A 25,041-nucleotide genomic window follows, 5' to 3' on the forward strand; every position below is an offset into this window, starting at 1 on the left:
TGACTGCGGATCATGTAGAAGTTTTTTGAAAATATAATTTTTTATCAATGGTTTGTTGTTGAAACAGTTCCTTGAGGCCGGTCCAGATGCATGATCCCGACGCCACACTGTCTCACGCAGATCGTTCCACGGCGTTTGGCGTCGTGCTGGCCATGGAAACATGGGAACGGTTCGGCTTTTACGGCATGCAGGCGATCCTGCTGCTGTACATGGTCCAGAAACTGGGCCTGCGCGATACGCAGGCAAACATGCTGTGGGGCAGTTTTTCCGCCCTGACCTATGCAGCACCCGTGGCGGGCGGGTGGCTGGGCGATCGGGTTACGGGATCGCGGCGGACAATGGTGGCCGGTGGCATCGTCCTTGCGCTGGGGTATCTGCTGCTGGGGACACTGGGGGGCAGTGCGCGCGCACTCTATCTTGCCATGGGGGTAATTGTCGTCGGTAACGGCCTGTTCAAACCCAATTCGTGCAACATGGTGACCATCATATACCGTGGGCAGGACCAGAAGCTGGATGTGGCCTTTACGATCTATTACATGGCGATCAATGTCGGTTCGACTTTTTCCCTGTTCCTGACCCCATGGCTGCAGCAGACCTATGGCTGGGGGGCCGCGTTCGTGTCCTGTGCCATCGGGCTTGGGCTGGGTACGGGCTGTTACTTCATGCGCCGGACGCGACTGGCCTGTACCGGCACGGACCCGGATTTTCGCCCTGTGCCGGTATGGCGTGTGCTGGCGGTGATTGCGGGAATGGGGGCTACCATTGAATTGTCGGCGCGTGTTTTTGCCTCCACCTCCATTCAGGGGGGACTGGTCATTGCGTCCGGCATCCTGATCCTGCTTGCATGGGTCATGGTGTACGGGCGTGCAGATGCGGCGGAGCGTCCGGGACTGAAGATCATGTACCTGCTGACATTCGAGGTGGCGCTGTATTTCATATTCTACCAGCAGATGGTGACCTCGCTTACCCTGTTCGCCCTGCGCAATGTCAGCAAGGATTTCATGCTGGGGGGCGTGCGCCTGTTCTCGCTTTCGGCGGGACAGTTCCAGGGGTTCAATCCGTTATGGATCATGGCGGGAACGCCCCTGCTGGTCGCGCTCTATGGTGCTCTGGGGCGACGGCATGTCGATATGGGCATCGCGGTCAAATTCATCATCGGTTTCGGGTGTGTGACCCTGTCGTTCCTGATATGGTGGGGCAGTGCGGCGCTATCGGCGTCACCCCTTGTCTCGCCATGGGTGATGCTGGTGGGGTATGGCCCGCTTTCACTGGGGGAACTGATGATCAGCGGCCTTGGCCTTGCGGCAATCGCCCGTTATGTGCCCGCACGTATCAGCGCCTTCATGGTGGGGTGTTATTATGTGCTGATCGGCTTTGCCATGTATATCGGCAGTCTTGTCGCCAATATGGCGGCGGTCGATACACCCGATCCGGCCAACATGGATGCCGCGCGGACATTGGCGATCTATGGCGACCTGTTCCGGTCCCTGGCCGGCCTTGCGGCACTTGCCACTCTTGTCTTTGCCCTGCTGCTGCCCCTGGTCCGGCGGTGGGAACGCCAGCAGGCGGGGTGAGGGGACCTGCATGAAAAAACGGATGCTGTGGGGCGTGGGCCTACTGTTGGGGGTATTGGTCTGTGCCCGTGAGGTAGTGGGCAGGCATTCCCCCGATGCGTTATGGCATATCGTGCATGAACAGTGTGTGGCGCATGCGGACGGCAACCCGTGTGAGGAAACCGACACGCATGCCGGTTATGCCGTGCTGAAGGACCGTGTCGGAACGGGACAGTACCTGCTGATCCCGACACGGCGCATTACAGGTATGGAAGATCCCGCCATTACGCGTGGGGATGCGCCGGATTACATTGCCTATGCCTGGCGGCAGACGGCGCGCGTCAACCGCAGGTTACCCCATGCCCTACCGGCGGAGGACATGTCCCTGGCCATAAACTCGGTCTATGGGCGCAGCCAGAACCAGCTTCATATTCATGTTGACTGTATCCGTCCCGATATCCGGGCGGCGTTGCAGCGCGCGCTGCCGCGTCTGGGGGCGGGATGGACTACCCTGCCGCTGTATGGCCATCCCTATCGTGCCCGTCTGGTTGATACGCCCGACCTGTCAGGCGTGCGGCCATTTGCGCTGCTGGCGCACGACATGGCCGATCCCGCACGGGAAATGGGACGGCATACGCTGGTGATTGCGGAGATCAGGCAGGCCGATGGACGGACAGGTTTCGTCATTCTTGATGACCATGTCGATCTTGTGCATGGCGACCATGCATCGGGGGAAGAACTGCAGGACCATACCTGCCAGATCCAGTCGCAACCCTGAATCCGGGGTTTCATGATCAGATCCCATTCACATTTTCCTGTAGTCGGAACATATTGAACCGGCTGGGTTACAAAGACGTTGCAACGTCCGGTGCCGGCAGGGCAGGACGGGCGTGCTGTCTTTTATTTTCAATCCGGACCCATTGTGATCAAGGAAACATATATGTCTGGTGTTCCCCTTCCATTTGCAGGAAAAGTGGCCGTCGTAACAGGTGCGGCGGGTAATATCGGCCTTGCGACCGCAGGCCGTCTGGCCAGTCAGGGCGCCGATCTGGCGCTGCTGGATGTCGATGCCGCCAAGCTGGAACAGGCACGTGCCAAGCTGCTTGAACATGAAGTGCGTATCAACATCTATACCTGCGACGTGACGGATAACGAACAGGTCCGCAAGACGGTCGAAACCGTTGTGGCGGAACTGGGCCAGATCGACTTCCTGTTCAACAATGCGGGCTACCAGGGGGCCTTCGCGCCGATTCAGGATTATCCCGAGGCGGATTTTGCCCGCGTCATGCAGATCAACGTGGTGGGCGCGTTCCATGTGCTCAGGCATGTGTCAACGCACATGGTTGCACGCAAATTCGGTCGCATCGTCAATACGGCCAGCATGGCGGGCGTGCAGGGACCGCCCAACATGGCGGCCTATGGCGCATCCAAATTCGCCATTATCGGCCTGACCGAGGTCGCGGCGAAGGATCTTGCCCCCTACAACATCCGCGTCAATGCCATAAGCCCCGCCTTCATGGGGCCGGGGTTCATGTGGGACCGGCAGGTGGAACTGCAGGCAAAGGCAGGAAGCCAGTATTTTTCCACCGACCCCAAGGAAGTGGCACAGCAGATGATCGGCAGCATTCCCATGCGCCGTTATGGCAATATCAACGAAATTCCCGGTGTGGTGGCATTCCTGCTCAGTGATGATTCCAGCTACATGACCGGGGTCAACCTGCCCATTTCCGGCGGTATCTAAAGCGTTTTCCCGGCAGGCTGTCAGAAGGCATCACAGCCTGCCGTCATGACCACGCCCACGGCCTGCTGCTGGAAGCGGGTGCGATAGGCCTGGCGGATGGCGTCAAGCCGATCGGCCAGATCGGGGGCGGGTGGGGTTACAATCCATACGATCCGGCTGGGTTCACGCCCGATCTGCCCGCTTTCGCGATCCTGCCACTGTCCTTCCGCCCGCAATATCGACAGCCCGGCAGGAAAGCGCGGGGTTACGGTATCGCGCATGAAACTATCCCATTCCCGTCTGGTAATGCGACCACCATGGGGGCGGCGCAGGCCGAACAGGAGCGATATCCGCACATCCGGCTGCGCATGCAACGCCGTGCAGGTTGACGCTGTTGCATCGGTGGTAACGGTCGGGGCAGGCAGGTCGCGTGCCATGTCGGGATGAACCCATCCAATTATGCCCAATATCGTCATCAGGGCTGGAATGATACGCTGATATCGCCGTTGCAGCGTGATGGATGCCGTCATTATTCATTTTCCCGCATGTAGGCTGCGGGGCAGCATATTTTGTCCTGCACCATCCAGCCAGAGCGGGAGATGGCGCGTTACAGCGTGCGGCGCAACACCAGTTCCCCCGTTTCCCGTGGCCTGCCAGCGGTAATCACGCCCACACGGCGTGCGCCATGCCACTGGGTGGCCAGAAAATTGAAAGCGTCCAGATCCCCTTCGATGGTGACGCGGTCAAAGGGTTCCTGATACCCGACATATTCCAGCTTCCTGCCAAACTGCAGGGTCCAGAACCACGGAATTTCCTCAAATCGGCCGGGCTGTTTCATAATGGATCGTGCCACGACGCGGCCGTGTATCTGTGCCGTGCGCCAGTGTTCGATCCGTATGCGCTGACCCTGATGTACAAAACGCGCAATATCACCCGCGGCATAGACATGCGGGGCAGCCTGCATTGTGCCATCCACGTCAATGCCGCCATCGGAACCTGTGGCCAGTGCTGGCGCGAACCCGGTGGCCGGACGCACTCCCAGACCGGCGACCACCATATCGGCCATCAGGATACTGCCATTATCCAGTGTAACCTGTCGTTTGCCACCCCGTTCGGCAATGGCGGTGACACGGTGGCCGCCGATGTAGGTGACCCCCTTTTCCTGATGCAGTCTGCGCAGGCGCAGGCCGATTTCATGGCCCAGCGCCTTTTCAAACGGAACGGCAGTGGCGGAGACGACCGTAACCTGCGCACCGGCCTGACACAGTGATGCCGCAGCCTCCATCCCGATAAAGCTACCGCCGCATATTACCACATGCTGGCCCGTGATGTTGCGTGTCGCCAGTATGGCCTGCGCGTTCGCCTGGCTGCGCAGCGTGAAAACGTCGGGCAGGTCATGTCCCGGTATATCAAGCGCGCGCGGTGCGGCGCCGGGCGCCAGTACGACATGATCGCCAGTCAGTTTCCGTCCATCCGACAGTTCCACCGTGCGGCTGGCGGGATCGAACGCCGTGACCCGCGCTACCACGCGGTCTATGCCATGGGTTTCGTAAAAACCGTCCGGACGCAGGGCGGGCGCGAGGTTGCCCTCTTCCTTTTCCGCCAGAACCGTCTTGGTCAGGGCCGTGCGGTCATAGGGGGATGTTGCTTCCTCGCCAATCATGGTGATCCGGCCAGCAAAACCGAATTCGCGCAGGGATACGGCCGCCGTGACACCGGCTGCACCCGCGCCGACAATCACCACGCCCTGATCGGCGTTGGTTGGAACGGGGGCGGGCAGGGGCAGGGCGACAGACTGGATCTGGATCCGTCCGTCCACCAGACGCGTGGGGTAGCGGGGCAGGGGGTCAAGCGCCAGTGGTTCGATCAGGCTGCCGTCATTCAGGTCAAAAACAGCCTTGTGCCATGGACAGACCAGTTTGCCCGCGCATAACGTGCCCTGTTCCAGCGGTGCGCCCTTGTGTGGACAGGTTGCGGCAAAGACCCGCACCTGCTCCCCCTGCCGCACGACCAGAAAGGACCGGTCCCCCACCTGCATGCGGCGTGGGGTGGCATCTGCCAGATCCGCCAGCGGCATGACATCATGCCAGGGGCCGTCCAGATCAGGGGATGACGGGGTGCGGATGGCGGGAAGTGTGGTCGCCTGCTGCATGGCGCGTCTCCTGCATTCCGGTGCCGGGCGGAAGCAGGGACGCGTACCGTCACGGCAAAAGGGTATACAGGGATCAATACGCCGCGTGGCGGTGAATGTTCCCCTGATAGCGCAATTGCCGCGCGTGTTGTTCTTACGCCGGCGGGACGCGATACATGGCACACAGCTTGTTGCCGGTCGGGTCTCGCAGGTAGGCAAGGAACAGGTCACCGGATTCATGGTGACGGATGCCTGGCGGGTCTTCGCATGTCGTGCCGCCATTGGCCATGCCCGTCGCGTGCCATTTGCGCACGGCATCTTCCGAACGGGCATGCAGGCCGATTGTCCCGCCATTGGCAGCCGTTGCGGGCTGGCCATTGATGGGCCGGGTCACGACCAGACGACCGGTGCGGTCGGCATAAACCAGCCGGCCCTTGGCATTGATTTCCGACGGCGGCACATCAAGGGCTTCAAAGGTACGGTCATAGAATTTCTTCGAGGCTTCAATATCGTTCGAACCGATTACGATATGGGTAAACATGAAAGTTTCCTCTGTTCTGTCCGGACGCGATCATGGCATAGGCCGCGACAGGGCGGCAACCACGTCACGGCGGGGAATAAGCGTGGACCGGGGAGCAATTTTTTGTAACAATACCGGATGGGGTCAGCGATAGGGCTGACCAGTGACCTGATACGTTTGCTGAAAAGGAAAACCATGCGTCTTATTGCCTCACTGGCCGTCGTGACCGGACTGGTTGCAGCACCACTTGGCGCGCATGCGGCATCGCTGCATACCGACTGGGAAAAATACAAGGTAACCCGTGCGTTCAATCATCTGTCCGCTGATGGCCAGCGCGCGATGGCTGATATCCTGAATGCAAAGCAGATCCTTGACGGCGGCCAGACAGACGCCGCCATTCCCGCGCTGTATGACGCGACAAAGCGCCTGACCGCGGCAGGCAAGGCGAACAGCAAGTTCATGGCCGCTGAAAACAGCCTGCAGCCCGCTCCTCAGCATCCCGCACCCAACGGGCATGTCGCGGGCACGACGCCGGTTGCGTGGGTGCCGGTTGGTGGTGAAATCATCGGCAGCGAGACGCTGGCACCGGAAAAGAAGACGGCCATTTCCACCGCCAATACCCAGCTGAAGGCCGGGAAGACCCAGCAGGCGGCACAGACGCTGCAGGTCGTGGCGGAAGATGCCGACTTCATCATGGCAATCACACCGCTGGACCAGACGCTGGGTGCGGTAAACCGCGCCACCGTCTTTACCGAAGCCCGTCACCCGAAGGAGGCTTCGGCGGCCCTGCAGCAGATTATTGACAATCTGGTTTTCGTTTCCGAAGATTTTGCTGAAACTGCCATTCCCGATCAGGGGCAGAAATCCGCCCCGGCCAGGAAATAACAGCCAGACCACCGGATGCCGCGCCATGTACGGGGCACCCGGCAGGGTGGGGATCATTCATCCCCACCCACCTTTTTCTTTTCACGTTCGGCATCCACGCTCATGCGCTGGAACACGCCAAGCGATACGACAATCAATGTCGCCACCACCAGCAGGCTGGCAGGGTACAGGATATCACCCGGTTCGCTGGTATTGGTTTCAAATACACCCACCAGCCCTTCTATGAACACCGCAATGATGATGGTGGTAATGAACTTGGTCAGGCTGGCGCGGGCTTCGCCCAGGCTTTTCTTGCCACTTGTCTGGATCACCTCCTCCTCGACAAAATACTTGGCCACGTCAAAGACCGCGACGGCAATAACGACATAGCTTATGGCCTGTAATATCGCGTTCCGGCCCGCATGCCATGAATGGCCCAGTGCGGACAGAAGGTTGACCATTCCGAATGTCAGAAGCAGCAGTGCAAGCAGCATGAGCATGACACTGGCGCAGGCAAAGGCGAAGCGTGACAGATGTTGCATGGACGGGTTCCGTCATTCCTGTAAGGGGGTGGCAGTTCACGGTCCGGCAGTGATTGTATGAAACCAGGTCTACCCTGCGCGCAGCAGCGACCGCACAGGCATGACCTTTTTTTACATGCGGCAGGCATGCAATGGTTTCAAGTACGGGCAGGCAGCCGCCTGTGATTTTTATATTATGAATTCGATACATAATTCATGAATTCATAAGAAAATATTATTTTTTATTCTGCCTGGCGGGGCCGGAACCGCCTGCATCCTGTCCCGTTGATCTGTTCACAGCGTGTAGTTTCAGGATTGCTTCCCTATGACAGGCCCGACGGCGGCAGGGGAAAAACAAGGATCCCCATATATCGCTGTAATCAGCAAAACCGGGAAAGGTGAACGGTCATGGTTTGTCGCATCGATCCGCATGAACGCCTCAGTATCATCACAATGATCCCTGCCAACAGCCATGGCGGTGGATGAACCGCGCACGGTCCGGGCAATTTCGCTAACAATTCCGAAAAGATTGTAGCGGCACGGCATGAAGGCGGCCGGCATGGCCATGCACGGTCACATGGAAAAAAACCTGAATATGACGGGTGTACTTTCATGGGTTCCGTTTTTTTGCATGCGGACAGTCAGGCTGACCGGACCTGCTGATACGGTCGGCTACCATTTTCCGTGCCTGCCATGAATATCCGGTCCGGGCCATGAGGGAACAGGGCAGAGGTCATGTTCCTGTCCACCGTGATGATGGCCTGACTGCATGGAACACATCTGTTCCAAAATATCTGGAGTAAGCCAAATGAAGAAAAGCACAATACTGATGCTGGGGATGGCAGTATGCCTGTCCGCACCCGCCATGGCGCAGTCCATACCGGAAAAGGCAGGGATCAATTCCCTTATGGGCGTTGCCCCGCGTACGGAAGATTTTGTCAAGATCGCGACGATCAGTGACATGTTTGAAATCCAGTCTAGTGAACTGGCATTGCACAGCAAGGATACCGCCCTGACGGAATTCGCGACAAGGATGATCGCGGACCACAAGAAGACATCTGCCGCCCTGCAGGATCTTCTTCATAGCGGCAGCGTGCAGATACAGCAGCCTACCGCGCTGGATGAAACCCATCAGGACGAACTGGACAAGCTCAAGACCCTGCATGGACGTGATTTCGCCCTGCAATATAGAAGTGACCAGGTATCCGCGCATGAAGATGCGGTGTCCCTGTTCCGGCGCTATGCTGAAAATGGCGAGAATGCCAGCCTGAAAACATGGGCAGCCAATACCCTGCCAACACTTGAAAACCACCTGCAGGCGGCAAGATCACTGCCGCAATAGGTGACGGTATGCCGTGTTCCCGTCATGCTGTTTTTTTTGTGAAATGATTATCCCGTTCCGCCCTGTCGGGTGCAACTTTCCACAATGCATGCTGTTGAAGCCGGATATCCGGTAAAGGATGGTTCCAATGAAGTATTCATCAAATGGAAATCCGCGGGACGGACGTGCCCCTGTCAATCCCACTCATGCCCCGCCATTCACGACACCTGAGCAGAAACGGCATGGTTTTATTGTCGGCTGCATGGTCGTCTTCTTTGTCACGCTGATTGCGATGGTCTGCTGGTTTTTCCCGCAGATCCCGCTTCCCAGATTCTGACATGCCACCATGAACACAAAAACACACATGACCCGAATGCCGGTCCGATATGGGCCGGCATTTGTTTTGGGGACTGTTTGAAAAAATCTGCTTTTTTAAACATCATGCAGATTAAAAAGAAGTTTTGGTGAAGCTTTTTTCAAAAAGCGCCAAGAAATTCCGTCTTTTTGAAAAAAGACGGTACCCGGAAACGTCAATTTTTCAATAAGCCTGCCCTACATACAATGTACTGACCGCACACCACAGCCCCAGCGATATGGGGGCAGGACAAGGCCCGAATGGCCGCAGCGGTGGAACCGGGTCTGTGTATATCGCTGTGCGTCAGGAACCCATGTCACGGTGTTTCTTCCTTCTGCCAGATGGGCAGGGGATGTGCGCTGCTGTTGCGGTCGTGTGCATGTGCTGGATATGGGCGCCTGTTCCGCCACAGGGCGGAAGTGTAAATGTGCCAGCCGGTCGAGCGGGGGACATGCTTCATGCAACCGCCCCGTTCAGGGGGCGTTGGCGGCAGGCCACGTCATGACGGGTGCCTGTCGCCAGCGCACCGGTCCCAGCAAGAATGTAGCGCCATGAGCGATATGACGCCACCATGCAATACCGATGATGAACAGGCAGTGACCGATCTGGCGCTGGATCTGCACTGGACATGGAATCACGCCACCGACCGGCTGTGGCGCCAGCTTGCGCCGGATATATGGGACCACACGCATAATGCGTGGACCGTATTGCTGAACACGCCGCGCAGCCACCTGCGCAGCCTGCTGGCAACGTCTGATTTTCGTGACATGCTGGCGCAACTGGTGCAGGCCCATGCCGACAGCCAGAAAAAACCGTCATGGTTCACGCCCGTCAGCACCATGACCCCGTCACCGACCATCGCCTATTTCAGCATGGAATACATGCTTGATGAGGCCCTGCCCATCTATTCCGGGGGCTTGGGCAATGTGGCAGGGGACCAGCTGAAGGCCGCCAGCGACCTTGGCGTGCCGGTGGTGGCGGTGGGGCTGCTGTACGCGCAGGGGTATTTCCGGCAGGGTTTTTCCCCAACCGGGCAGCAGGAAGCCCTGTATCCCATTAACGATCCCGCCCAATTGCCGCTTACGCCGGTATGCGATGGCAATGGCGACCGGCTGCGGGTGCCCTTCCGCATTGCCACGGGGCAGGTCTGGCTGCGTGCGTGGCGGGCGCGGGTGGGGCGTACGGTGCTTTACCTGCTGGATACCAATGACCCCGACAACCCCCCGAATATCCGCTGTATCACAACGCAGCTTTATGGCGGGGATGATACGCTGCGCCTGCGTCAGGAACTGGTGCTGGGCATAGGGGGGTGGCGACTGCTGCGTGTGCTGGGGCTGCGGCCCGATGTCTGTCACCTGAACGAAGGCCATGCCGCCTTTGCCGCTCTTGAACGTGCATGCGGCCTGATGGAGGATCTGGGCATTTCCTTTGCCCATGCCCTGACCATTGCCCGCGCGGGCACGATCTTCACCACCCATACCGCGGTCCCCGCGGGATTTGACCGCTTTGCCCCGGAAATGGTGCGGCGGCATCTGGATTTTTACGCCCGCCATGACCTCCGCACCGATATTGCCGAGATCCTTGCGCTGGGACAGGGGGAGGGCGCATCCCCCGATACCCCCTTCAACATGGCCTGGCTGGCGCTGCGTGTCAGTGGCGCGGTCAATGCCGTCAGCCGCCTGCATGAACAGGTCAGCCGCAGCCTGTTCAATCCACTGTTTCCCCGCTGGCCACAGGTTCAGGTGCCGGTATCCCATGTCACCAATGGCGTGCATGTGCCGACATGGGACAGTGCCGCCGCCGATGCGTTGTGGACCAGCGCTGCGGGCAAGGACCGCTGGCTTGGCACGCTGGAGGACGTGGAACATGGTATCCGCGCCCTGCCCGCCCATGACCTGTGGCACAGCCGCATGCAGGCCCGTGCGGCGCTGGTCGGGTTCATTGCGGACCAGCACGGCGCGCGTTCATGCCTTGCGGGCGGACAGCATGATTGCGGCATGCCATCACCACAATTCGATCCCGCTGCCCTGACCATCGGTTTCGCCCGTCGCTTTGCCGCCTACAAACGTCCCGACCTGCTTTTGCATGATCCTGACAGGCTGGCCCGTATCCTGACCAGTACGGACCGCCCGGTGCAACTGGTGATCGCGGGCAAGGCGCATCCGCGCGACATGGCGGGGCAGGCGCTGATTACACGGTGGATGGATTTCATCCGGCGGCCTGATCTGCGCGGCCGGGCAACCTTTCTGGTAGATTATGACATGTCCATTGCCCGGCGGCTGGTGGAAGGGGTGGATCTGTGGGTCAATACGCCCCTGCGCCCGTGGGAAGCCTGTGGCACCAGCGGTATGAAAGTACTCGTCAATGGTGGCCTGAACGTGTCGGAACCGGACGGGTGGTGGGCCGAAGCGGGCGCGCCGGATGTCGGCTGGGTCATTGGGGATGGCATGGATCATGGCGAAGGCTCCGCGCGTGACGCTTATGATGCGGACAGCCTTTATACCCTGCTGGAAAACGAAATCGTTCCCCTGTTTCATCAGCGTGACGGGGCGGGCATACCGCAGGGATGGGTTGCGGTGATGCGTGAAAGCATGGCCCGTCTGACCCCACGTTTTTCGGCCAACCGGGCCGTACGTGACTATACACAGCGGTTTTACCTGCCTGCCGCCGCCGCCTGTCGCGCGCGTCTGGCCGATAGCGGGGCAAAAGCGGCCGCAATCGGTCGCTGGCGGCAGGCGCTGGCGGCGGGGTGGCATGACATACGCTTTGGCGCGCTACGGGTCACGCGCGTGGCGGACCGCTGGCGTATCGGTATCGACGTGCATCTGGGGGCGATTACGGCGGACATGGTGCAGGTACAGCTTTATGCCGATGTGGCGGCCGGAACCCCGGTCATCGTGCCGATGGCACCGGCACCGGGCGGGGCGGATGGGCAACTGACCTACAGCGCGGAAGTGAATGCCACGCGTGCTGCGACCGATTATACGCCACGGGTTGTGGGCTTTCATCCCGATGCCGCCATCCCGCTGGAAGCCGCCTTCATCACATGGCAGAAATAGGCGCGGCCCCTGTGCGGAGAAATAATAACGTCAGGGCTATATTTGGTTGTTTTGTCACACAATTGCCATTTTTATTATATCCGGAATTTCTGAACAATATTCAGAAGTAATGGTTCGTCATCATAAGATCACATAACCGTGTTGGTGAGACCATGCAGTCCATGGCCCGTTAACTGCCTAGAACCAGAAAATATGACCGGTTTTTCCCCCTGCAAGGAAACAGGCCGATGGTCCGTGCGGTTACCACTTTCTTTTCCCCGATCCGGCTGCTGTCTGTCACGGCGGAGATGTTTCCCTTCGTCAAGACCGGGGGGCTGGGTGACGTGGCGGGTTCGCTGCCTGCCGCCCTGACCCCCTATGGTGTCATGGTCACGACGCTGCTGCCGGGCTATCCCGCCGTCATGGCGGCTGCGCGTGAACGTCGGGTGGTCGCCCATATGGACAACCTGCTGGGGCACGCGGCCACATTATGGTCCGCAACCGTCGCGGGGCTGGACCTGCTGATCCTTGACGTGCCTGAACTGTTTGACCGCCCGGGCAATCCCTATATGTGCCCCGACGGGCAGGACTGGCCTGATAACGGCATCCGTTTCGCGGCCCTGTCGCGCATGGCCGCCGATATCGCGCAGGGTCGCATCGACCAGTACCGCCCCGATATCGTACAGGCGCATGACTGGCAGGCGGGGCTTGTGGCAGCCTACCTGCATCATGACGCCATTGCGATGGGAACGCCCCGCACGCCGGTGGTCCAGACCATCCACAACCTTGCATTCCAGGGACGGTTTCCCGCCGCCTGCCTGGCACGGTTCGGCCTGCCGCCTGAAGCGTTCTCGATCGAAGGATGCGAATGCTATGGCGCGATCAGCTTTCTCAAGGCCGGGCTGTACTATTCCGACCGCATCACCACCGTTTCCCCCAGCTATGCGCAGGAAATCCAGACACCCGAGGGCGGCATGGGGCTGGATGGCCTGCTGCGCCATCGCAGCGACAGGCTGGAAGGGATCCTGAACGGGATCAACACCGACATATGGAACCCTGCCAGTGATCCGGCAGTACACTTTCCCTACGTGGTGGGGGACATGACCGGGCGCGCGTTCAACAAGCGCGACCTGCAGTCGGAATTCGGCCTGTGGGCGGACCCCAGTGCCTTCGTGATCGGTATTGTCAGCCGCCTGACCGCGCAGAAGGGCATTGACCTGCTGGCCGATGTCATGGACCGGCTGCTGGTGGGCAATACCCAGATCATTGTGGTGGGGGAAGGAGACCGGGATATTGAACGTGGCCTTGTCGCTCTGCAACGGCAGTTCCCCGGACGGTTTGCGTGCCGTATCGGGTATAGCGAAGTACTGGGCCACCGCGTGCCCGCGGCTGTGGACGCGCTGCTTGTTCCCTCGCGTTTCGAGCCCTGCGGGCTGACGCAGCTTGGCGCGCTGCGTTACGGGGCCGTGCCGATCGCATCACGCGTGGGAGGGCTTGCGGATACCATTGTGGACGCCAACCCCGCCGCACTGGCGCGTGGTGGGGCGACGGGGTTCCTGTTCGCGCCCGTGGATGGCGAAACGCTTGTCGCGTGTGTCAACCGCGCACGCACGCTGTATCGCCGCAACCGGTTAGCCTGGCGTCAGCTGCAGCACAATGGCGCGGCGTATGACGTATCATGGAATGACAAGGCCGCGCATTACGTCATGCTGTTTGCTGAAGTGCTGGGGGTCGACCTGTCAGCGCCTGCGGTGTCGAACGTGATCTCCCTGTCCGGTGGGGCGGATATGGGCATGCGCCTGCGTGAAGGGCGCAGGCGCACCATTGCCCGGCGGCCCCCGCGCCTGTCCCGCCCGCTTGCCGCGCCGTAGCCCGCGCGCGGCGATACCTGTTCAACGGCGTCATTACATTTAAAGACAATAATAAAGGCCACGGCATGAGGATCAGGCACGATGCAGCCCACTATTCCCTTCCCGAAGGCGTTGATGACCTGGTGCATGGACGCAGCCCCGACCCGTTTTCCATCCTTGGCCGCCATAATATGGGCAAGGTCGATGTCATCCGTGTCATGTACCACGACGCGGCCCGTGTACGGCTGGTGGTCGAACGCCCGCGCGCGGGCGCGATTGAACGCCCCATGCGGCGCATGGGGGATACCGGACTGCATGTCGGCACGATCCCCGCAGGCGCACGCTATCACCTGAAAATCCAGTGGGCCGATGCGGCGGAGGAAACGGATGATCCCTACGCCTTCGGCCTGCTGGTGCCGGAGGCGGACCTGCGCCTGTTTTCCGAAGGACGGCATCCACACCTCGACCGCGTCATGGGGGCGCAGCCCATGGTGGTGGAGGGGACGGCGGGCGTGCGCTTTGCCGTATGGGCCCCCAATGCGCGGCGGGTTTCGGTTATCGGGGATTTCAATTTCTGGGACGGCAGGCGTCATCCCATGCGCCTGCGCCACGGGGCAGGGGTATGGGAACTGTTCATTCCCGGCCTTGGCCCCGGGGAGCGGTACAAATTCGAGATCATGACGCGCGAAGGCCATATCCTGCCACAGAAGGCTGATCCCTTCGCCCGCTTTGCCGAACGTCCTCCCGCCACTGCGTCCGTCATTGCCTCTCCCGCGCCCTTTGCGTGGCAGGACCATGAGTGGATGGAACAGCGCGCGGGCAGGCAGCGCGAGGATGCGCCCGTTGCCATATACGAACTGCATGTTCCCTCATGGCGCAGGCCGCAGGGCGATCCCGACCGCATCATGACATGGGGTGAACTGGCGGCGGAACTGATCCCGTATGTAGTGGAGGCGGGCTTTACGCATGTCGAACTCATGCCCGTGATGGAATACCCGTTTGGCGGGTCATGGGGATACCAGCCGCTGGGCCTGTTCGCCCCGTCCGCACGGCACGGGACGCCAGCGGATTTCGCGGCCTTTGTCGATGCCTGCCACGGTGCGGGCCTGGGTGTGATACTGGACTGGGTACCTGCCCATTTCCCCAATGATGTTCATGGGCTGGTCAATTTTGACGGCTGCGCGCTGTATGAACACCAGGACCCGCGCGAAGGGGTGCACCGCGACTGGAACACCCACATCTACAATCTTGGGCGGCATGAGGTGCGCGGTTTCCTGATCGCCAGCGCGCTGATGTGGCTGGAACGCTTCCATATCGACGGCCTGCGGGTCGATGCAGTGGCGTCCATGCTGTACCGTGACTACAGCCGCCGGGATGGGGAGTGGATACCCAACATACATGGCGGCCGTGAAAATCTGGAGGCCGTGGCCTTCCTGCGGCAACTGAACCAGGTCGTGCACGACGCCATGCCCGACACCATTACGGTGGCGGAGGAATCAACCGCGTGGCCCGGTGTCACCCGTCCGGTGGAACAGGGGGGGCTGGGGTTTTCATACAAATGGAACATGGGCTGGATGCATGACAGCCTGCGGTTCTTTGGCCGTGACCCGTTATGGCGGGGCTATCACCTGCCGGAAATCCTGTTCGGGCTGCATTATGCTTTCAGTGAGCGGTTCATCCTGTGCCTTTCACATGACGAGGTCACGCACGGCAAGGGATCGCTGCTGTCACGCATGCCCGGTGACAACTGGCAGCGCCATGCCAGCATGCGGCTGTTCCTGGCCTTCATGTGGGCGCATCCGGGCAAGAAGCTGGTTTTCATGGGCATGGAATTCGCACAGGAAGGCGAGTGGTCGCATGATGGCCAGCCCGAATGGCACATCCTGCCCGATCCGTTCAAATCCGGCATGCTGCGGCTTGTGACCGATCTCAACCATATGTACCGCACGTTGCCGGCATTGCATGCGCAAGACTGCGACCCCGCAGGCTTTGCGTGGGTCATTGGCGATGACACCGTCAATACGGTCCTTGCATGGCTGCGCCTTGCCCCCGGTCATGCGCCGGTTCTTGTCGTGCTCAACATGACGCCGGTGGCGCGTCATGACTACCGCGTGGGCGTGCCGGTTGGGGGGGCGTGGCGTGAATGCTTCAATTCCGATGCCACAGAATATGGCGGTAGCGGGGTGGGCAACGGGGGATATGCCATGGCGACGGACCATGCCGCCCACGGCCACCCGTGTTCGTGCGTCCTGACGCTGCCGCCGCTGGCCGCGCTTTACCTTCATCCGGCAGGAGATGGATCATGATGCGCTTTCCGTCTTCGCTCCTGCCCGGAACGCCCACGCGCCTTGGTGCGCACTGGGACGGCATGGGCGTCAATTTCGCGGTCTTTTCCGCCAATGCGCAGCAGATTGACCTGTGTCTGTTTGACCCGCGCGACCGGCGCGAGATCGCACGGTTCCACCTGCCCGAATACACCGACGAAGTCTGGCATGGCTACCTGCCGGATGCGGAACCGGGGCTGCTGTACGGCTTTCGTGCCTTCGGGCCGTATGACCCGGTCAACGGGCACCGGTTCAATCCCCACAAGCTGCTGATCGACCCGTACGCCCGTCGCCTGACCGGCCCGATTTCATGGTCGGACATGCAGTTTGGCTACCGGCTGCACTCACCCCGCGCCGACCTGTCGTTCGACCGGCGCGACAGCGCGCCCTACATGCCGCGCTGCGTGGTGGAGAACGATGCCTATGAATGGGAAGACGATGTCCTGCCCCGCGTGCCATGGGACCGTACCGTCATCATGGAAGCCCACGTAAAGGGGTTGACCATGCGCCGGGAAATGGATCGCAATCCCCAGCCCGGCACATTCCAGGCACTGGGCGCACCGGAAATGATCGCCCACCTGCACCGTCTGGGTGTCACCACCGTCGAACTGCTGCCCATCCAGTGCTTTGCGCCCGAACGTTACCTGCTGGAACGTAGGCTGACCAATTACTGGGGCTACAACACGCTGGCGTTTTTCGTGCCGCATGCGGGTTATCTTGCCAGCGGGTCGCCGCACGAACTGCGCGCGGCGGTCCGCAGGCTGCACAAGGCGGGGATCGAGGTGGTGATGGACGTAGTCTACAACCACACCTGCGAAGGCAGCGAACTGGGGCCGACCCTGTGTTACCGGGGGCTGGACAATGCCACCTATTACCGTCTTGTGCCGGGGAATGAACGCCACCTGATAAACGATACCGGGTGTGGCAATACGCTCAACCTGTCACACCCGCGCGTGTTGCAGATGGTACTGGATTCCCTGCGCTACTGGGCGAGCGATTTCCATATCGATGGCTTCCGCTTCGACCTTGCCCCCGTGCTGGGGCGTGAACCGTATGGCTTTGACCCCGGATCGGGTTTTTTCGATGCGATCATACAGGATCCCGTCCTGTCCAGCCGCAAGTTGATTGCCGAACCGTGGGATCCGGGGCCGGGCGGGTACCAGTTTGGCAATTTTCCACCCGGCTTTGCCGAATGGAATGACCGTTTCCGCGATACGACGCGCCGCTTCTGGCGGGGGGATGCGATGCAGCAGGGCGAAATGGCGGCCCGTATCGCAGGGTCGGGCGACCTGCTGGACAAGCGGGGACGCAGGCCATGGAGTTCGATCAACATCCTGACCACGCATGACGGGTTCACGCTGGAAGACGTGGTCAGCTATGCCGGGCGGCATAACGAGGCCAACAAGGAAAACGGGCAGGACGGCAGCGCTGAAAACTACAGCGCCAACTGGGGCGTGGAAGGGCCAAGCGATGATCCCGCCATACTGGACCTGCGTGGCCGCGTGCAGCGCGCGATGATGGCGACCCTCATGCTGTCCCATGGCACGCCCATGCTGCTGGCGGGTGACGAGTTCAACCAGACGCAGAACGGCAACAACAATGCCTATTGTCAGGACAATGACATAAGCTGGCTGGACTGGAGCCGTGCGGAAACGCCCGCAGGAAAGATGATGACCGGGTTCGTGGCACGGCTGGCGACACTGCGCCGGGCGCATCCCTCGCTCCGGGCCGCGCGTTACATGCATGGGCGGCATCATCCATTGCCCGACCTGCCCGATATAGGCTGGTTCCGCCGCGACGGTTCCCCCATGGGACAGGAACAGTGGGGCGAGGAAGCCTTCCACCTGCTGGGCGTGCGCCGCGCCAGCACGGAGGCGGGCTGCGTGGACATTACCTACATGCTGCTCAACCCCGGCGGCGATGACATTCACGCCACCCTGCCGGGGCCTGCGGGACGGTGGACGCTGCTGCTGGACACCACCCGACCAGAACAGCCGGAAACGGCGCTGGATGAGGCCGCCGATGATGTTGTCGTTCCCGCGCATGGTCTGGTGCTGCTGTCAGTCACGCCCGCGGCGGAGGACGCGCCATGAACCGGTATTTCCAGTATCCCCGCCATGCCGGGGCCACGGTTGTGGACGGGGGGCATACGCGTTTCCGCCTGTGGGCGCCGTCATGCGATACGGTGGCGCTGGAGGTGGAAGGTCATACCCCGGCGCCGATGGCACGGCGGAAGGGGGGATGGTACGAATGCGTCTTTCCCTGCAGTCCCGGCGCGCGCTACCGCTACCGTGTCGCCCCCGACCTTGCGGTGCCCGACCCCGCATCGTGCTACCAGCCCGATGACGTGCATGGACCGAGCATGGTGGTCGATCCCGGTGCCTATGACTGGCAGTATCCACGCTGGTCCGGGCGGCCATGGCATGATGTGGTGATATATGAACTGCATGTGGGGCTGATGGGCGGGTACGAAGGTGTCGCGCGCGAACTGCCCCGCATCGCCGCCCTTGGGGTCACAGCCATCGAACTCATGCCCCTGTCGGAAATACCGGGCGGCCGCAACTGGGGATATGACGGCGTGTTTCCCTATGCACCGGAATCCGCCTATGGCCATCCCGATGCTCTCAAGGCGCTGGTCGACGCGGCGCATGGGCTTGGACTTATGGTGTTCCTTGACGTGGTGTACAACCACTTCGGGCCGGACGGGAATTACCTGACGGGTTATGCCGCACCTTTTTTCCGTGCCGACCTGCCTACGCCATGGGGGGCGGCCATTGATTTCCGGCAGGCCGCCGTACGCACGTTTTTTGAGGATAACGCGCTTTACTGGCTGATGGAATTCCGTTTTGACGGATTGCGGCTGGATGCGGTGCAGGCCATTGCCGAACGGGACTGGCTGCGTGAACTGCCCACACGCATCCGCACCCGTACCGAACCGGGGCGCCATGTCCACCTGATCGTGGAAAACGAGAATAATGACGCGGGCCTGCTGCGCGCGGGCTATCGTGCCCAGTGGAATGATGACGCCCATAACGCCCTGCATGTGATGCTGACGGGCGAGGATGAGGGATATTACGCCAACTTTACCCCTGATCCCACAGCCGCCCTGGCGCGCGTGCTGGCGGAAGGCTTTGCCTTTCAGGGGGAAATCTCGCCCGTTACCGACAGGCCGCGTGGCAGCCCGAGTGGCGACCTGCCGTCCGACCGGTTCATTATCTTCCTGCAGAACCATGACCAGATCGGCAACCGGGCGCTGGGCGAACGGTTGAGCGTGCTCGCCCCGGAACCGGCGTTGCGCGCGGCCTACGGGCTTGTGCTGCTGTGTCCGCAGATTCCCATGCTGTTCATGGGGGAGGAATGGGGATCACGCCAGCCCTTCCTGTTCTTCACCAGCCATACGCCCGGTCTGGGCCGGATCGTGCGTGACGGGCGGCGTAGGGAATTCGCGGCGTTTTCACATTTTACGTCCGAGAAGATGCGTGACACCATTCCGGACCCCAATGCGCCGGAAACCTTCACCACGTCCTGTCTGGACGATGCGGAACGCACGGCACCGGAGCATGTGGCGTGGACTGCCTTCATCCATCACCTGCTGGCGCTGCGTCATCGCTGGATCATGCCCCGCCTGGCCGGTGCCCATGCCATCGGGGCACGGGTGATCGGGCCAGGGGCGGTGGTGGCGCGGTGGCGCATGGGGGATGGGGCGGTGCTGGGCATCGCGCTCAATTTGGGGGACGTGTCCGTTCCCATACCCGATGCGCCGCGGGGACAGCGCCTGTATATCCTGCCCGAGCCGGAAACCTGCGGGCTTTCAGGCGTTCTGCCTGCCTGTTCCGTCATGGTCTGCCTTGCCGAGGTGCCCGATGAATAACCGCGACCTTGTCGATCGCGCCCGCCATGCCGGGCTGAGCATGCGCTGGCGTGATGCGGCGGGGCAGATCCACCGTGTGTCCAACGAAAGCGTGCGCCGCCTGCTGACGGTGCTGGAGGGGCATGGCGGTCCAGCCACCGCCGGACTGCCGCCCATGGTGGTGACGATGGTGGGGCAGGTCACCCCGCTGGTCCTGCCTGAAAATACACAGGCCGCCGATTTCCGCATCGAGATGGAAACCGGGGAAGTGATGGAAGGGCCACTGCGCCGCATACGGGGGCGGCCCGCATTGCCGCCTGTTCGGGTGTGTGGGTATCACCGCGTGTCCATCGGTCCGCACGTCACAACCCTTGCGGTGGCCCCGCAGGCCTGCCCGACTGTTGGCACGCGGATGGATGGGGCGGGATCCGGCCGGCCATGGGGGCTGGGAGCGCAGGTCTATAGCCTGCGCACGCCCGGTGACGGGGGCATGGGCCATCTGGGCGCGGTGGCCACGCTGGCGCGCCTTGCGGCGGCACGGGGGGCGGATGCGCTGGCCATAAGCCCGGTCCATGCCATGTTTGCCGCGCGTGTGGGGCAGTATAGTCCGTATTCGCCGTCCACGCGCCTGTTTCTCAATGTGCTGCTGGCAGACCCGCTGGCGGTATTCGATACCGCGACGGTGCAGGCGGCGGGGCTGCGCAACGGCAGGACTTATGTCGATACGGTCAGGACGCTGGAAGATGCGCCGCTGATCGACTGGCCACAGGCTGCCACCCGGCGTTACGAACTGCTGCGGCGGTTGTATGATGAACGGATCGTGCCCAATCCGCCTGCCGAACTTGCACAGTTCCGTAAGATACGTGGCACGCCACTGGAACAGCACGCCGTGTTTGAAACCCTGCATGCCTATTTCACCACCCGGGGCGGCCGTGGCGGGGACTGGCGGCAGTGGCCACTGGCAATGCGCCGCCCCGACAGCCCGGAGGTGGCGCGTTTTGCCCATGAATTCGCCCATGATGTCAGCTTTCATGTGTTCTTGCAGTGGCTGGCCGCAAAAAGCATGGAACAGGCATGTGGTGCCGCGCGCGCGGCGGGCATGCGCATTGGTCTGGTGGCTGACATGGCGGTGGGCGTTGACCCGACCGGCAGCGAATGCTGGGCGCGGCAGCAGGAATTCCTGGTGGGGGCGTCCATTGGCGCGCCGCCAGATGCGCTAAGCCCGGTGGGGCAGGACTGGGGGCTGACCACCTTTTCCCCCGCCGGGCTGCAGGCGGGGGGCTATGGTGCCTTTATCGACACAGTGCGCGCGGGGCTGGCCCACGGGGGCGGGTTGCGCATTGACCATGTCATGGCGCTGGAACGGTTATGGGTCATACCGCAGGGTGGTACATCGGCCGAAGGGGCGTACCTGTCCTTTCCCGTGCGTGACCTCATGCGGCTCGTCGCGCTGGAAGCGGCGCGCGCCAATGCCATCGTGATTGGCGAGGATCTGGGCACAGTCACCACCGCCTTTAGGACAGCGGCGCAGAAACACGGGATCATGGGCATGAACGTGCTGTTTTTCGAACGCACGCCACAGGGCGCGTTCAGGGCGCCGGGGACGTGGTCAGCCAACGCGACCGCCATGACCACCACGCACGATCTGCCCACCGTGGCGGGCTGGTGGCAGGGGACCGATATCGACTGGCGCGTGAAACTTGGGCAGATGGCGCCGGGCATGGATAGCGTCACCCTGAATGACGAGCGAGAGAACGACCGCACCGCGCTGTGGGCGGCGATGATGGCGCAACGCGACACGCCGCCATCCGACCCGGCCGTAAGCAGGAAGCCATCTGTGGAAAAACCCCCCGCCACAGCCGACGGTGCGGTAAAGGTAGTTGATGAAGCCATCGGGTTCGTTGCCCGCGCGTCATGCCCGCTGGCGGTCATTCCGGTGGAGGACCTGCTGGGCCTGAACGAACAGCCCAATCTGCCCGGTACCACTACCGGCCACCCCAACTGGTGCAGGCGGTATCCGGGCATGACCGCGACCCTGCTGTCCGGCGTGGCGGCGCGCCGGCGTTTCGGTCGGCTGCGGGCGGGACGGTCGTCATGAACAGCCGCCACGGCGCGCCGTCGGTACGGGCGACGTACCGGCTTCAGTTCCGGGGCGGGATGACGCTGGATGGCGCAACCGCGCTCGTGCCGCAGCTTGCGCGGCTGGGCATAAGCCATCTCTATGCCTCGCCAGTGTTTGCCGCCATGCCCGGTTCCACGCATGGTTATGACACGATCCGCCATGACCGGATCGATCCAGCGCTGGGGGACGAAGCGGCACTGGCACGGCTGGCCGCGCGACTGCACGCCCATGGCATGGGGCTGGTCATGGATATCGTGCCCAACCACATGGCGGCGGATGCGCACAACCCATGGTGGATGGACGTGCTGACATGGGGGCGGGCATCACTGCACGCCAACTGGTTCGATATCGAATGGGACGTGCCCGACCCCGATCTGCGCGGGCGTGTCGTGCTGCCTTTCCTTGACCGTCCGTTTGATGACGCGCTGGCGGCGGGCATGCTGGCATTGCGGCATGATGGGGAAAGCGGGCTGTTTTTCATCCATCACCATGACCATCGCTTTCCGCTCTGTCCCACCGGGTATGCAGCCCTTCTGGCAGTGGTCGATGCGCCGGGGGAACTGCTTGCGGCCTTTACCACCGTGGCCATGCGCGCGGGTCCGGGGCGGGAGGCCGATGCGGCGCTGGACAGGCTGCGGCAATGGGCGGCGACTGGCGCAGGAAGGGTGGCCATGGCGCGTATCGCCATGCTTCATGACGGCACCGGGCTGTCGGGCCGCGCGCACCTTGTGGGCGTGCTGACGGGGCAGGCATGGCAACTGGCAGGGTGGCGCGATGGGGCGCTGCGCCTGAACTGGCGGCGGTTTTTTGATATTACCGGCCTTGTCAGCCTGAGCATCGAACGTGAAGAGGTGTTCGACGCCGTGCATGATTATGTTTTGTCCCTGTACCGGCGCGGACTGGTTGATGGCCTGCGGGTGGATCATATCGATGGATTGGGCGCGCCCGCCATCTACTGCCAGCGCCTGCGCGCCCGGCTGGATGCCCTGACACCCGACCGGCCCCGGGATGTACTGCCCGGCGGGGCGGTCTATGTTGAAAAAATCCTGATTGCGGGGGAAAAGATTCCCGCCGCATGGCCGGTTGACGGCACGACGGGCTATGACTTCATGGATCAGGTATCGGCCGTGCTGCATGACCCGGACGGGGCCACGGTGCTGGACAGGCTATGGGCCGGATGTGGTCCCGATGCCCAGCCCCTTGGCCCGATCGTGCAGGCAGCGCGCACCTATCTGCTTGAGCATGTCTTTTGCGCGGAATTCGGCCATCTGGCTACCCTGCTGCGCCATTGCCTGCCCGATGAGGACGGATCATGGGCGGCACAGGATATGCGGCTCGTGCTGGCATGCCTGCTGCTGCATTTTCGCCCCTACCGCACCTATTTCGGTGATGAGGCGGTGCAGGACCATGCAGCGGACCGCCTGATGCTGGATGCGGCAAAGATGGCGGCGCGCCAGACCATGACCGGGGAGCAGGCCATGGTGGTGGAGGATATCATGCGCCTGCTGTCGGCCTGTCCCGAACAGGCGCCGCCCCCTGTCATGCGCCGGGCGCAACTGGCCTTTGAACACCTGACCGCACCACTGGCCGCCAAATCGCTGGAGGATACGGCCTTCTACCGTTACGCTCGCCTGCTGTCGCGCAACGAAGTGGGATCGGACCCCGCGATACTGGGGCTGCCGGTCGCGGCTTTCCACGCCTGTTGTAAGTCCCGTCAGGAACAGTTTCCCCATGCAATGCTGGCGACCGCGACCCACGACCACAAGCGCGGGGAGGATGCCCGCGCCCGCCTTGCGGTACTGAGCGCCATGCCTGTCGAATGGGAACGGCAGGTACATGACTGGTTCGCCCATAACGGGGCTGTCGGCCGGGGCGGCCCCGACCGTATTGATGAACTGATGCTGTACCAGACGCTGGTCGGGACGTGGCCGCTGGAGCCGTTTGCGAATGAGGCCGAACGGCTGCATTTCCGCAGGCGCATCCAGCAATGGCAGACCAAGGCCCTGCGTGAAGCCAAGCGCCACACCGGTTGGATCAGTCCCGATACGGCGTATGAGGATGCCTGCACCGGTTTTGTCGACCGCCTGCTTGATCCCGTTGCCAGTGTAGCGTTCCTGCGGCAGATGGCGGGATTTGTGGGCCGCATCGCCCCGGCGGGTGCGGTAAACGGTCTTGCGCAGACGCTGCTGCGCCTGACCGTACCGGGGGTGCCGGACCTGTATCAGGGGTGTGACCTGTGGGATTTCAGCCTTGTCGATCCCGATAACCGTGCCCCGGTCAATTTCGACTACCGTGCCGGCCTGCTGGAACATTCCACCAGTTTTGCTGCCGCCGCGGCCGAATGGCGCACGGGACGGGTCAAGCAGGACATGATCCGCCGTATCCTGGCGTTCCGGCAGAATTATCCCGACCTGTTCACATATGGAACCTATGAACCGGTGGAGATCAGGGGGCGGGACCGCATTCACGCCATTGCCTTCCTGCGGCGGCATGGGGGCATCAGCCTGCTGGTCGTCGCACCCCGCCTGCCATCGGCATTGGGTGTGCAGGCCGCTGACCTGTCGGTGGGGCACGATGTTGACCTTGGGCTTGAACTGCCGCACCTGCATGGGCCGTGGCACAGCCTGCTGGGGGATGTGCCACGGCAGGTGACGCATCCGTTCACGCGCGGGCAGGTGCCGCTGGCCTGTCTTGTGCACCATGCGGTGGGGGAATAACGCAGCGGCCTGCCTGTCCTGTTTCTGGGCGGCGCTTGCGTCCGGGCGGGAATTTTGTATCCTGTTATGTTTCAGGTGCTTGTGCGATGGCACGGGCACGGACAGATACAAAAGGCTGGAACTTGACCGGTTTTGACGACAACCAGAAACACAGG

17 protein-coding genes are annotated in these 25,041 nt (G+C 61.9%); 12 read left to right on the plus strand and 5 right to left on the minus strand.

The genetic code is table 11. From position 1 onward, the window contains the following. Positions 1-86: 86 nt before the first annotated feature. From AC1RQ9_RS05420 to AC1RQ9_RS05430, 3 genes are all read left to right on the plus strand, one after another. Entirely contained in the window at positions 87-1,574 is a 1,488-nt protein-coding gene (locus tag AC1RQ9_RS05420) for a peptide MFS transporter (protein WP_485985892.1), read from the plus strand. Between the two features lie 10 nt (positions 1,575-1,584). After that, entirely contained in the window at positions 1,585-2,331 is a 747-nt protein-coding gene (locus tag AC1RQ9_RS05425) for a CDP-diacylglycerol diphosphatase (RefSeq protein WP_485985893.1), read from the plus strand. 162 nt (positions 2,332-2,493) lie between these two features. Further along, on the plus strand, positions 2,494-3,294 hold the full coding sequence (locus tag AC1RQ9_RS05430) for an SDR family NAD(P)-dependent oxidoreductase (RefSeq protein WP_485985895.1): 801 nt from the start codon (positions 2,494-2,496) through the stop codon (positions 3,292-3,294). A 20-nt stretch (positions 3,295-3,314) separates the two neighbouring features. Here the strand turns inward: AC1RQ9_RS05430 and AC1RQ9_RS05435 are convergent, their stop codons facing one another. The 3 genes from AC1RQ9_RS05435 to AC1RQ9_RS05445 form a co-directional block, all read right to left on the minus strand. Continuing rightward, positions 3,315-3,803 carry a DUF3574 domain-containing protein gene (locus AC1RQ9_RS05435; RefSeq protein ID WP_485985896.1) on the minus strand — a complete coding sequence of 163 codons (489 nt, stop codon included), beginning with the start codon at positions 3,801-3,803 and terminating at the stop codon, positions 3,315-3,317. Positions 3,804-3,880: 77 nt separating this feature from the next. Next, a complete protein-coding gene (locus AC1RQ9_RS05440; RefSeq protein WP_485985897.1) occupies positions 3,881-5,425 on the minus strand; it encodes an FAD-dependent oxidoreductase in 1,545 nt (514 codons plus the stop codon). 133 nt (positions 5,426-5,558) lie between these two features. Next, positions 5,559-5,945: a VOC family protein gene (locus AC1RQ9_RS05445; RefSeq protein WP_485985899.1), complete on the minus strand. Its 387-nt coding sequence runs from the start codon at positions 5,943-5,945 to the stop codon at positions 5,559-5,561. A gap of 174 nt (positions 5,946-6,119) precedes the next feature. Here AC1RQ9_RS05445 and AC1RQ9_RS05450 point away from each other — a divergent pair, with 174 nt between their 5' ends. Then, positions 6,120-6,809 carry a YfdX family protein gene (locus AC1RQ9_RS05450; RefSeq protein ID WP_193731600.1) on the plus strand — a complete coding sequence of 230 codons (690 nt, stop codon included), beginning with the start codon at positions 6,120-6,122 and terminating at the stop codon, positions 6,807-6,809. A 53-nt stretch (positions 6,810-6,862) separates the two neighbouring features. Here the strand turns inward: AC1RQ9_RS05450 and AC1RQ9_RS05455 are convergent, their stop codons facing one another. Next, positions 6,863-7,330, minus strand: coding sequence for a hypothetical protein (locus AC1RQ9_RS05455; RefSeq protein ID WP_193731601.1), 468 nt, complete (start codon positions 7,328-7,330; stop codon positions 6,863-6,865). Between the two features lie 288 nt (positions 7,331-7,618). After that, entirely contained in the window at positions 7,619-7,876 is a 258-nt protein-coding gene (locus AC1RQ9_RS05460; RefSeq protein ID WP_485985901.1) for a hypothetical protein, read from the minus strand. 241 nt (positions 7,877-8,117) lie between these two features. On the opposite strand from AC1RQ9_RS05460, the gene AC1RQ9_RS05465 reads away from it, so the two are divergent. The 8 genes from AC1RQ9_RS05465 (at position 8,118) to treY (ending at position 24,886) form a co-directional block, all read left to right on the plus strand. Beyond that, positions 8,118-8,651 (plus strand): DUF4142 domain-containing protein, encoded by a 534-nt coding sequence (locus AC1RQ9_RS05465; protein ID WP_485985902.1) that lies wholly within the window; start codon positions 8,118-8,120, stop codon positions 8,649-8,651. Between the two features lie 885 nt (positions 8,652-9,536). Further along, positions 9,537-12,044 (plus strand): alpha-glucan family phosphorylase, encoded by a 2,508-nt coding sequence (glgP, locus tag AC1RQ9_RS05470; protein WP_485985904.1) that lies wholly within the window; start codon positions 9,537-9,539, stop codon positions 12,042-12,044. A gap of 227 nt (positions 12,045-12,271) precedes the next feature. After that, positions 12,272-13,894: a glycogen synthase GlgA gene (gene glgA, locus AC1RQ9_RS05475; protein WP_485985906.1), complete on the plus strand. Its 1,623-nt coding sequence runs from the start codon at positions 12,272-12,274 to the stop codon at positions 13,892-13,894. Between the two features lie 65 nt (positions 13,895-13,959). After that, positions 13,960-16,179 (plus strand): 1,4-alpha-glucan branching protein GlgB, encoded by a 2,220-nt coding sequence (gene glgB / locus AC1RQ9_RS05480; RefSeq protein ID WP_485985907.1) that lies wholly within the window; start codon positions 13,960-13,962, stop codon positions 16,177-16,179. Further along, positions 16,176-18,290, plus strand: coding sequence for a glycogen debranching protein GlgX (glgX, locus tag AC1RQ9_RS05485; RefSeq protein WP_485985908.1), 2,115 nt, complete (start codon positions 16,176-16,178; stop codon positions 18,288-18,290). The genes glgB and glgX overlap by 4 nt, the downstream gene beginning before the upstream one ends. Continuing rightward, positions 18,287-20,068, plus strand: coding sequence for a malto-oligosyltrehalose trehalohydrolase (gene treZ / locus AC1RQ9_RS05490; protein WP_485985909.1), 1,782 nt, complete (start codon positions 18,287-18,289; stop codon positions 20,066-20,068). Before glgX ends, treZ begins: the two co-directional genes overlap by 4 nt. Continuing rightward, a complete protein-coding gene (gene malQ, locus AC1RQ9_RS05495) occupies positions 20,061-22,145 on the plus strand; it encodes a 4-alpha-glucanotransferase (RefSeq protein WP_485985910.1) in 2,085 nt (694 codons plus the stop codon). The genes treZ and malQ overlap by 8 nt, the downstream gene beginning before the upstream one ends. After that, the gene (treY, locus tag AC1RQ9_RS05500) at positions 22,142-24,886 is read left to right on the plus strand and encodes a malto-oligosyltrehalose synthase (protein WP_485985912.1); all 2,745 of its coding nucleotides are present in this window, start codon (positions 22,142-22,144) and stop codon (positions 24,884-24,886) included. The genes malQ and treY overlap by 4 nt, the downstream gene beginning before the upstream one ends. The last annotated feature ends 155 nt before the right edge of the window (positions 24,887-25,041 follow it).

This window comes from Komagataeibacter ossonobensis (assembly GCF_057359305.1).

Excerpts from the sequence above, each read along its gene's own strand:
- AC1RQ9_RS05420 (WP_485985892.1), top strand. The coding sequence starts at position 87 with ATGCATGATCCCGACGCCACACTGTCTCACGCAGATCGTTCCACGGCG.
- AC1RQ9_RS05425 (WP_485985893.1), top strand. The coding sequence starts at position 1,585 with ATGAAAAAACGGATGCTGTGGGGCGTGGGCCTACTGTTGGGGGTATTG.
- AC1RQ9_RS05430 (WP_485985895.1), top strand. The coding sequence starts at position 2,494 with ATGTCTGGTGTTCCCCTTCCATTTGCAGGAAAAGTGGCCGTCGTAACA.
- AC1RQ9_RS05435 (WP_485985896.1), bottom strand. The coding sequence starts at position 3,803 with ATGACGGCATCCATCACGCTGCAACGGCGATATCAGCGTATCATTCCA.
- AC1RQ9_RS05440 (WP_485985897.1), bottom strand. The coding sequence starts at position 5,425 with ATGCAGCAGGCGACCACACTTCCCGCCATCCGCACCCCGTCATCCCCT.
- AC1RQ9_RS05445 (WP_485985899.1), bottom strand. The coding sequence starts at position 5,945 with ATGTTTACCCATATCGTAATCGGTTCGAACGATATTGAAGCCTCGAAG.
- AC1RQ9_RS05450 (WP_193731600.1), top strand. The coding sequence starts at position 6,120 with ATGCGTCTTATTGCCTCACTGGCCGTCGTGACCGGACTGGTTGCAGCA.
- AC1RQ9_RS05455 (WP_193731601.1), bottom strand. The coding sequence starts at position 7,330 with ATGCAACATCTGTCACGCTTCGCCTTTGCCTGCGCCAGTGTCATGCTC.
- AC1RQ9_RS05460 (WP_485985901.1), bottom strand. The coding sequence starts at position 7,876 with ATGGCCATGCCGGCCGCCTTCATGCCGTGCCGCTACAATCTTTTCGGA.
- AC1RQ9_RS05465 (WP_485985902.1), top strand. The coding sequence starts at position 8,118 with ATGAAGAAAAGCACAATACTGATGCTGGGGATGGCAGTATGCCTGTCC.
- glgP (WP_485985904.1), top strand. The coding sequence starts at position 9,537 with ATGAGCGATATGACGCCACCATGCAATACCGATGATGAACAGGCAGTG.
- glgA (WP_485985906.1), top strand. The coding sequence starts at position 12,272 with ATGGTCCGTGCGGTTACCACTTTCTTTTCCCCGATCCGGCTGCTGTCT.
- glgB (WP_485985907.1), top strand. The coding sequence starts at position 13,960 with ATGAGGATCAGGCACGATGCAGCCCACTATTCCCTTCCCGAAGGCGTT.
- glgX (WP_485985908.1), top strand. The coding sequence starts at position 16,176 with ATGATGCGCTTTCCGTCTTCGCTCCTGCCCGGAACGCCCACGCGCCTT.
- treZ (WP_485985909.1), top strand. The coding sequence starts at position 18,287 with ATGAACCGGTATTTCCAGTATCCCCGCCATGCCGGGGCCACGGTTGTG.
- malQ (WP_485985910.1), top strand. The coding sequence starts at position 20,061 with ATGAATAACCGCGACCTTGTCGATCGCGCCCGCCATGCCGGGCTGAGC.
- treY (WP_485985912.1), top strand. The coding sequence starts at position 22,142 with ATGAACAGCCGCCACGGCGCGCCGTCGGTACGGGCGACGTACCGGCTT.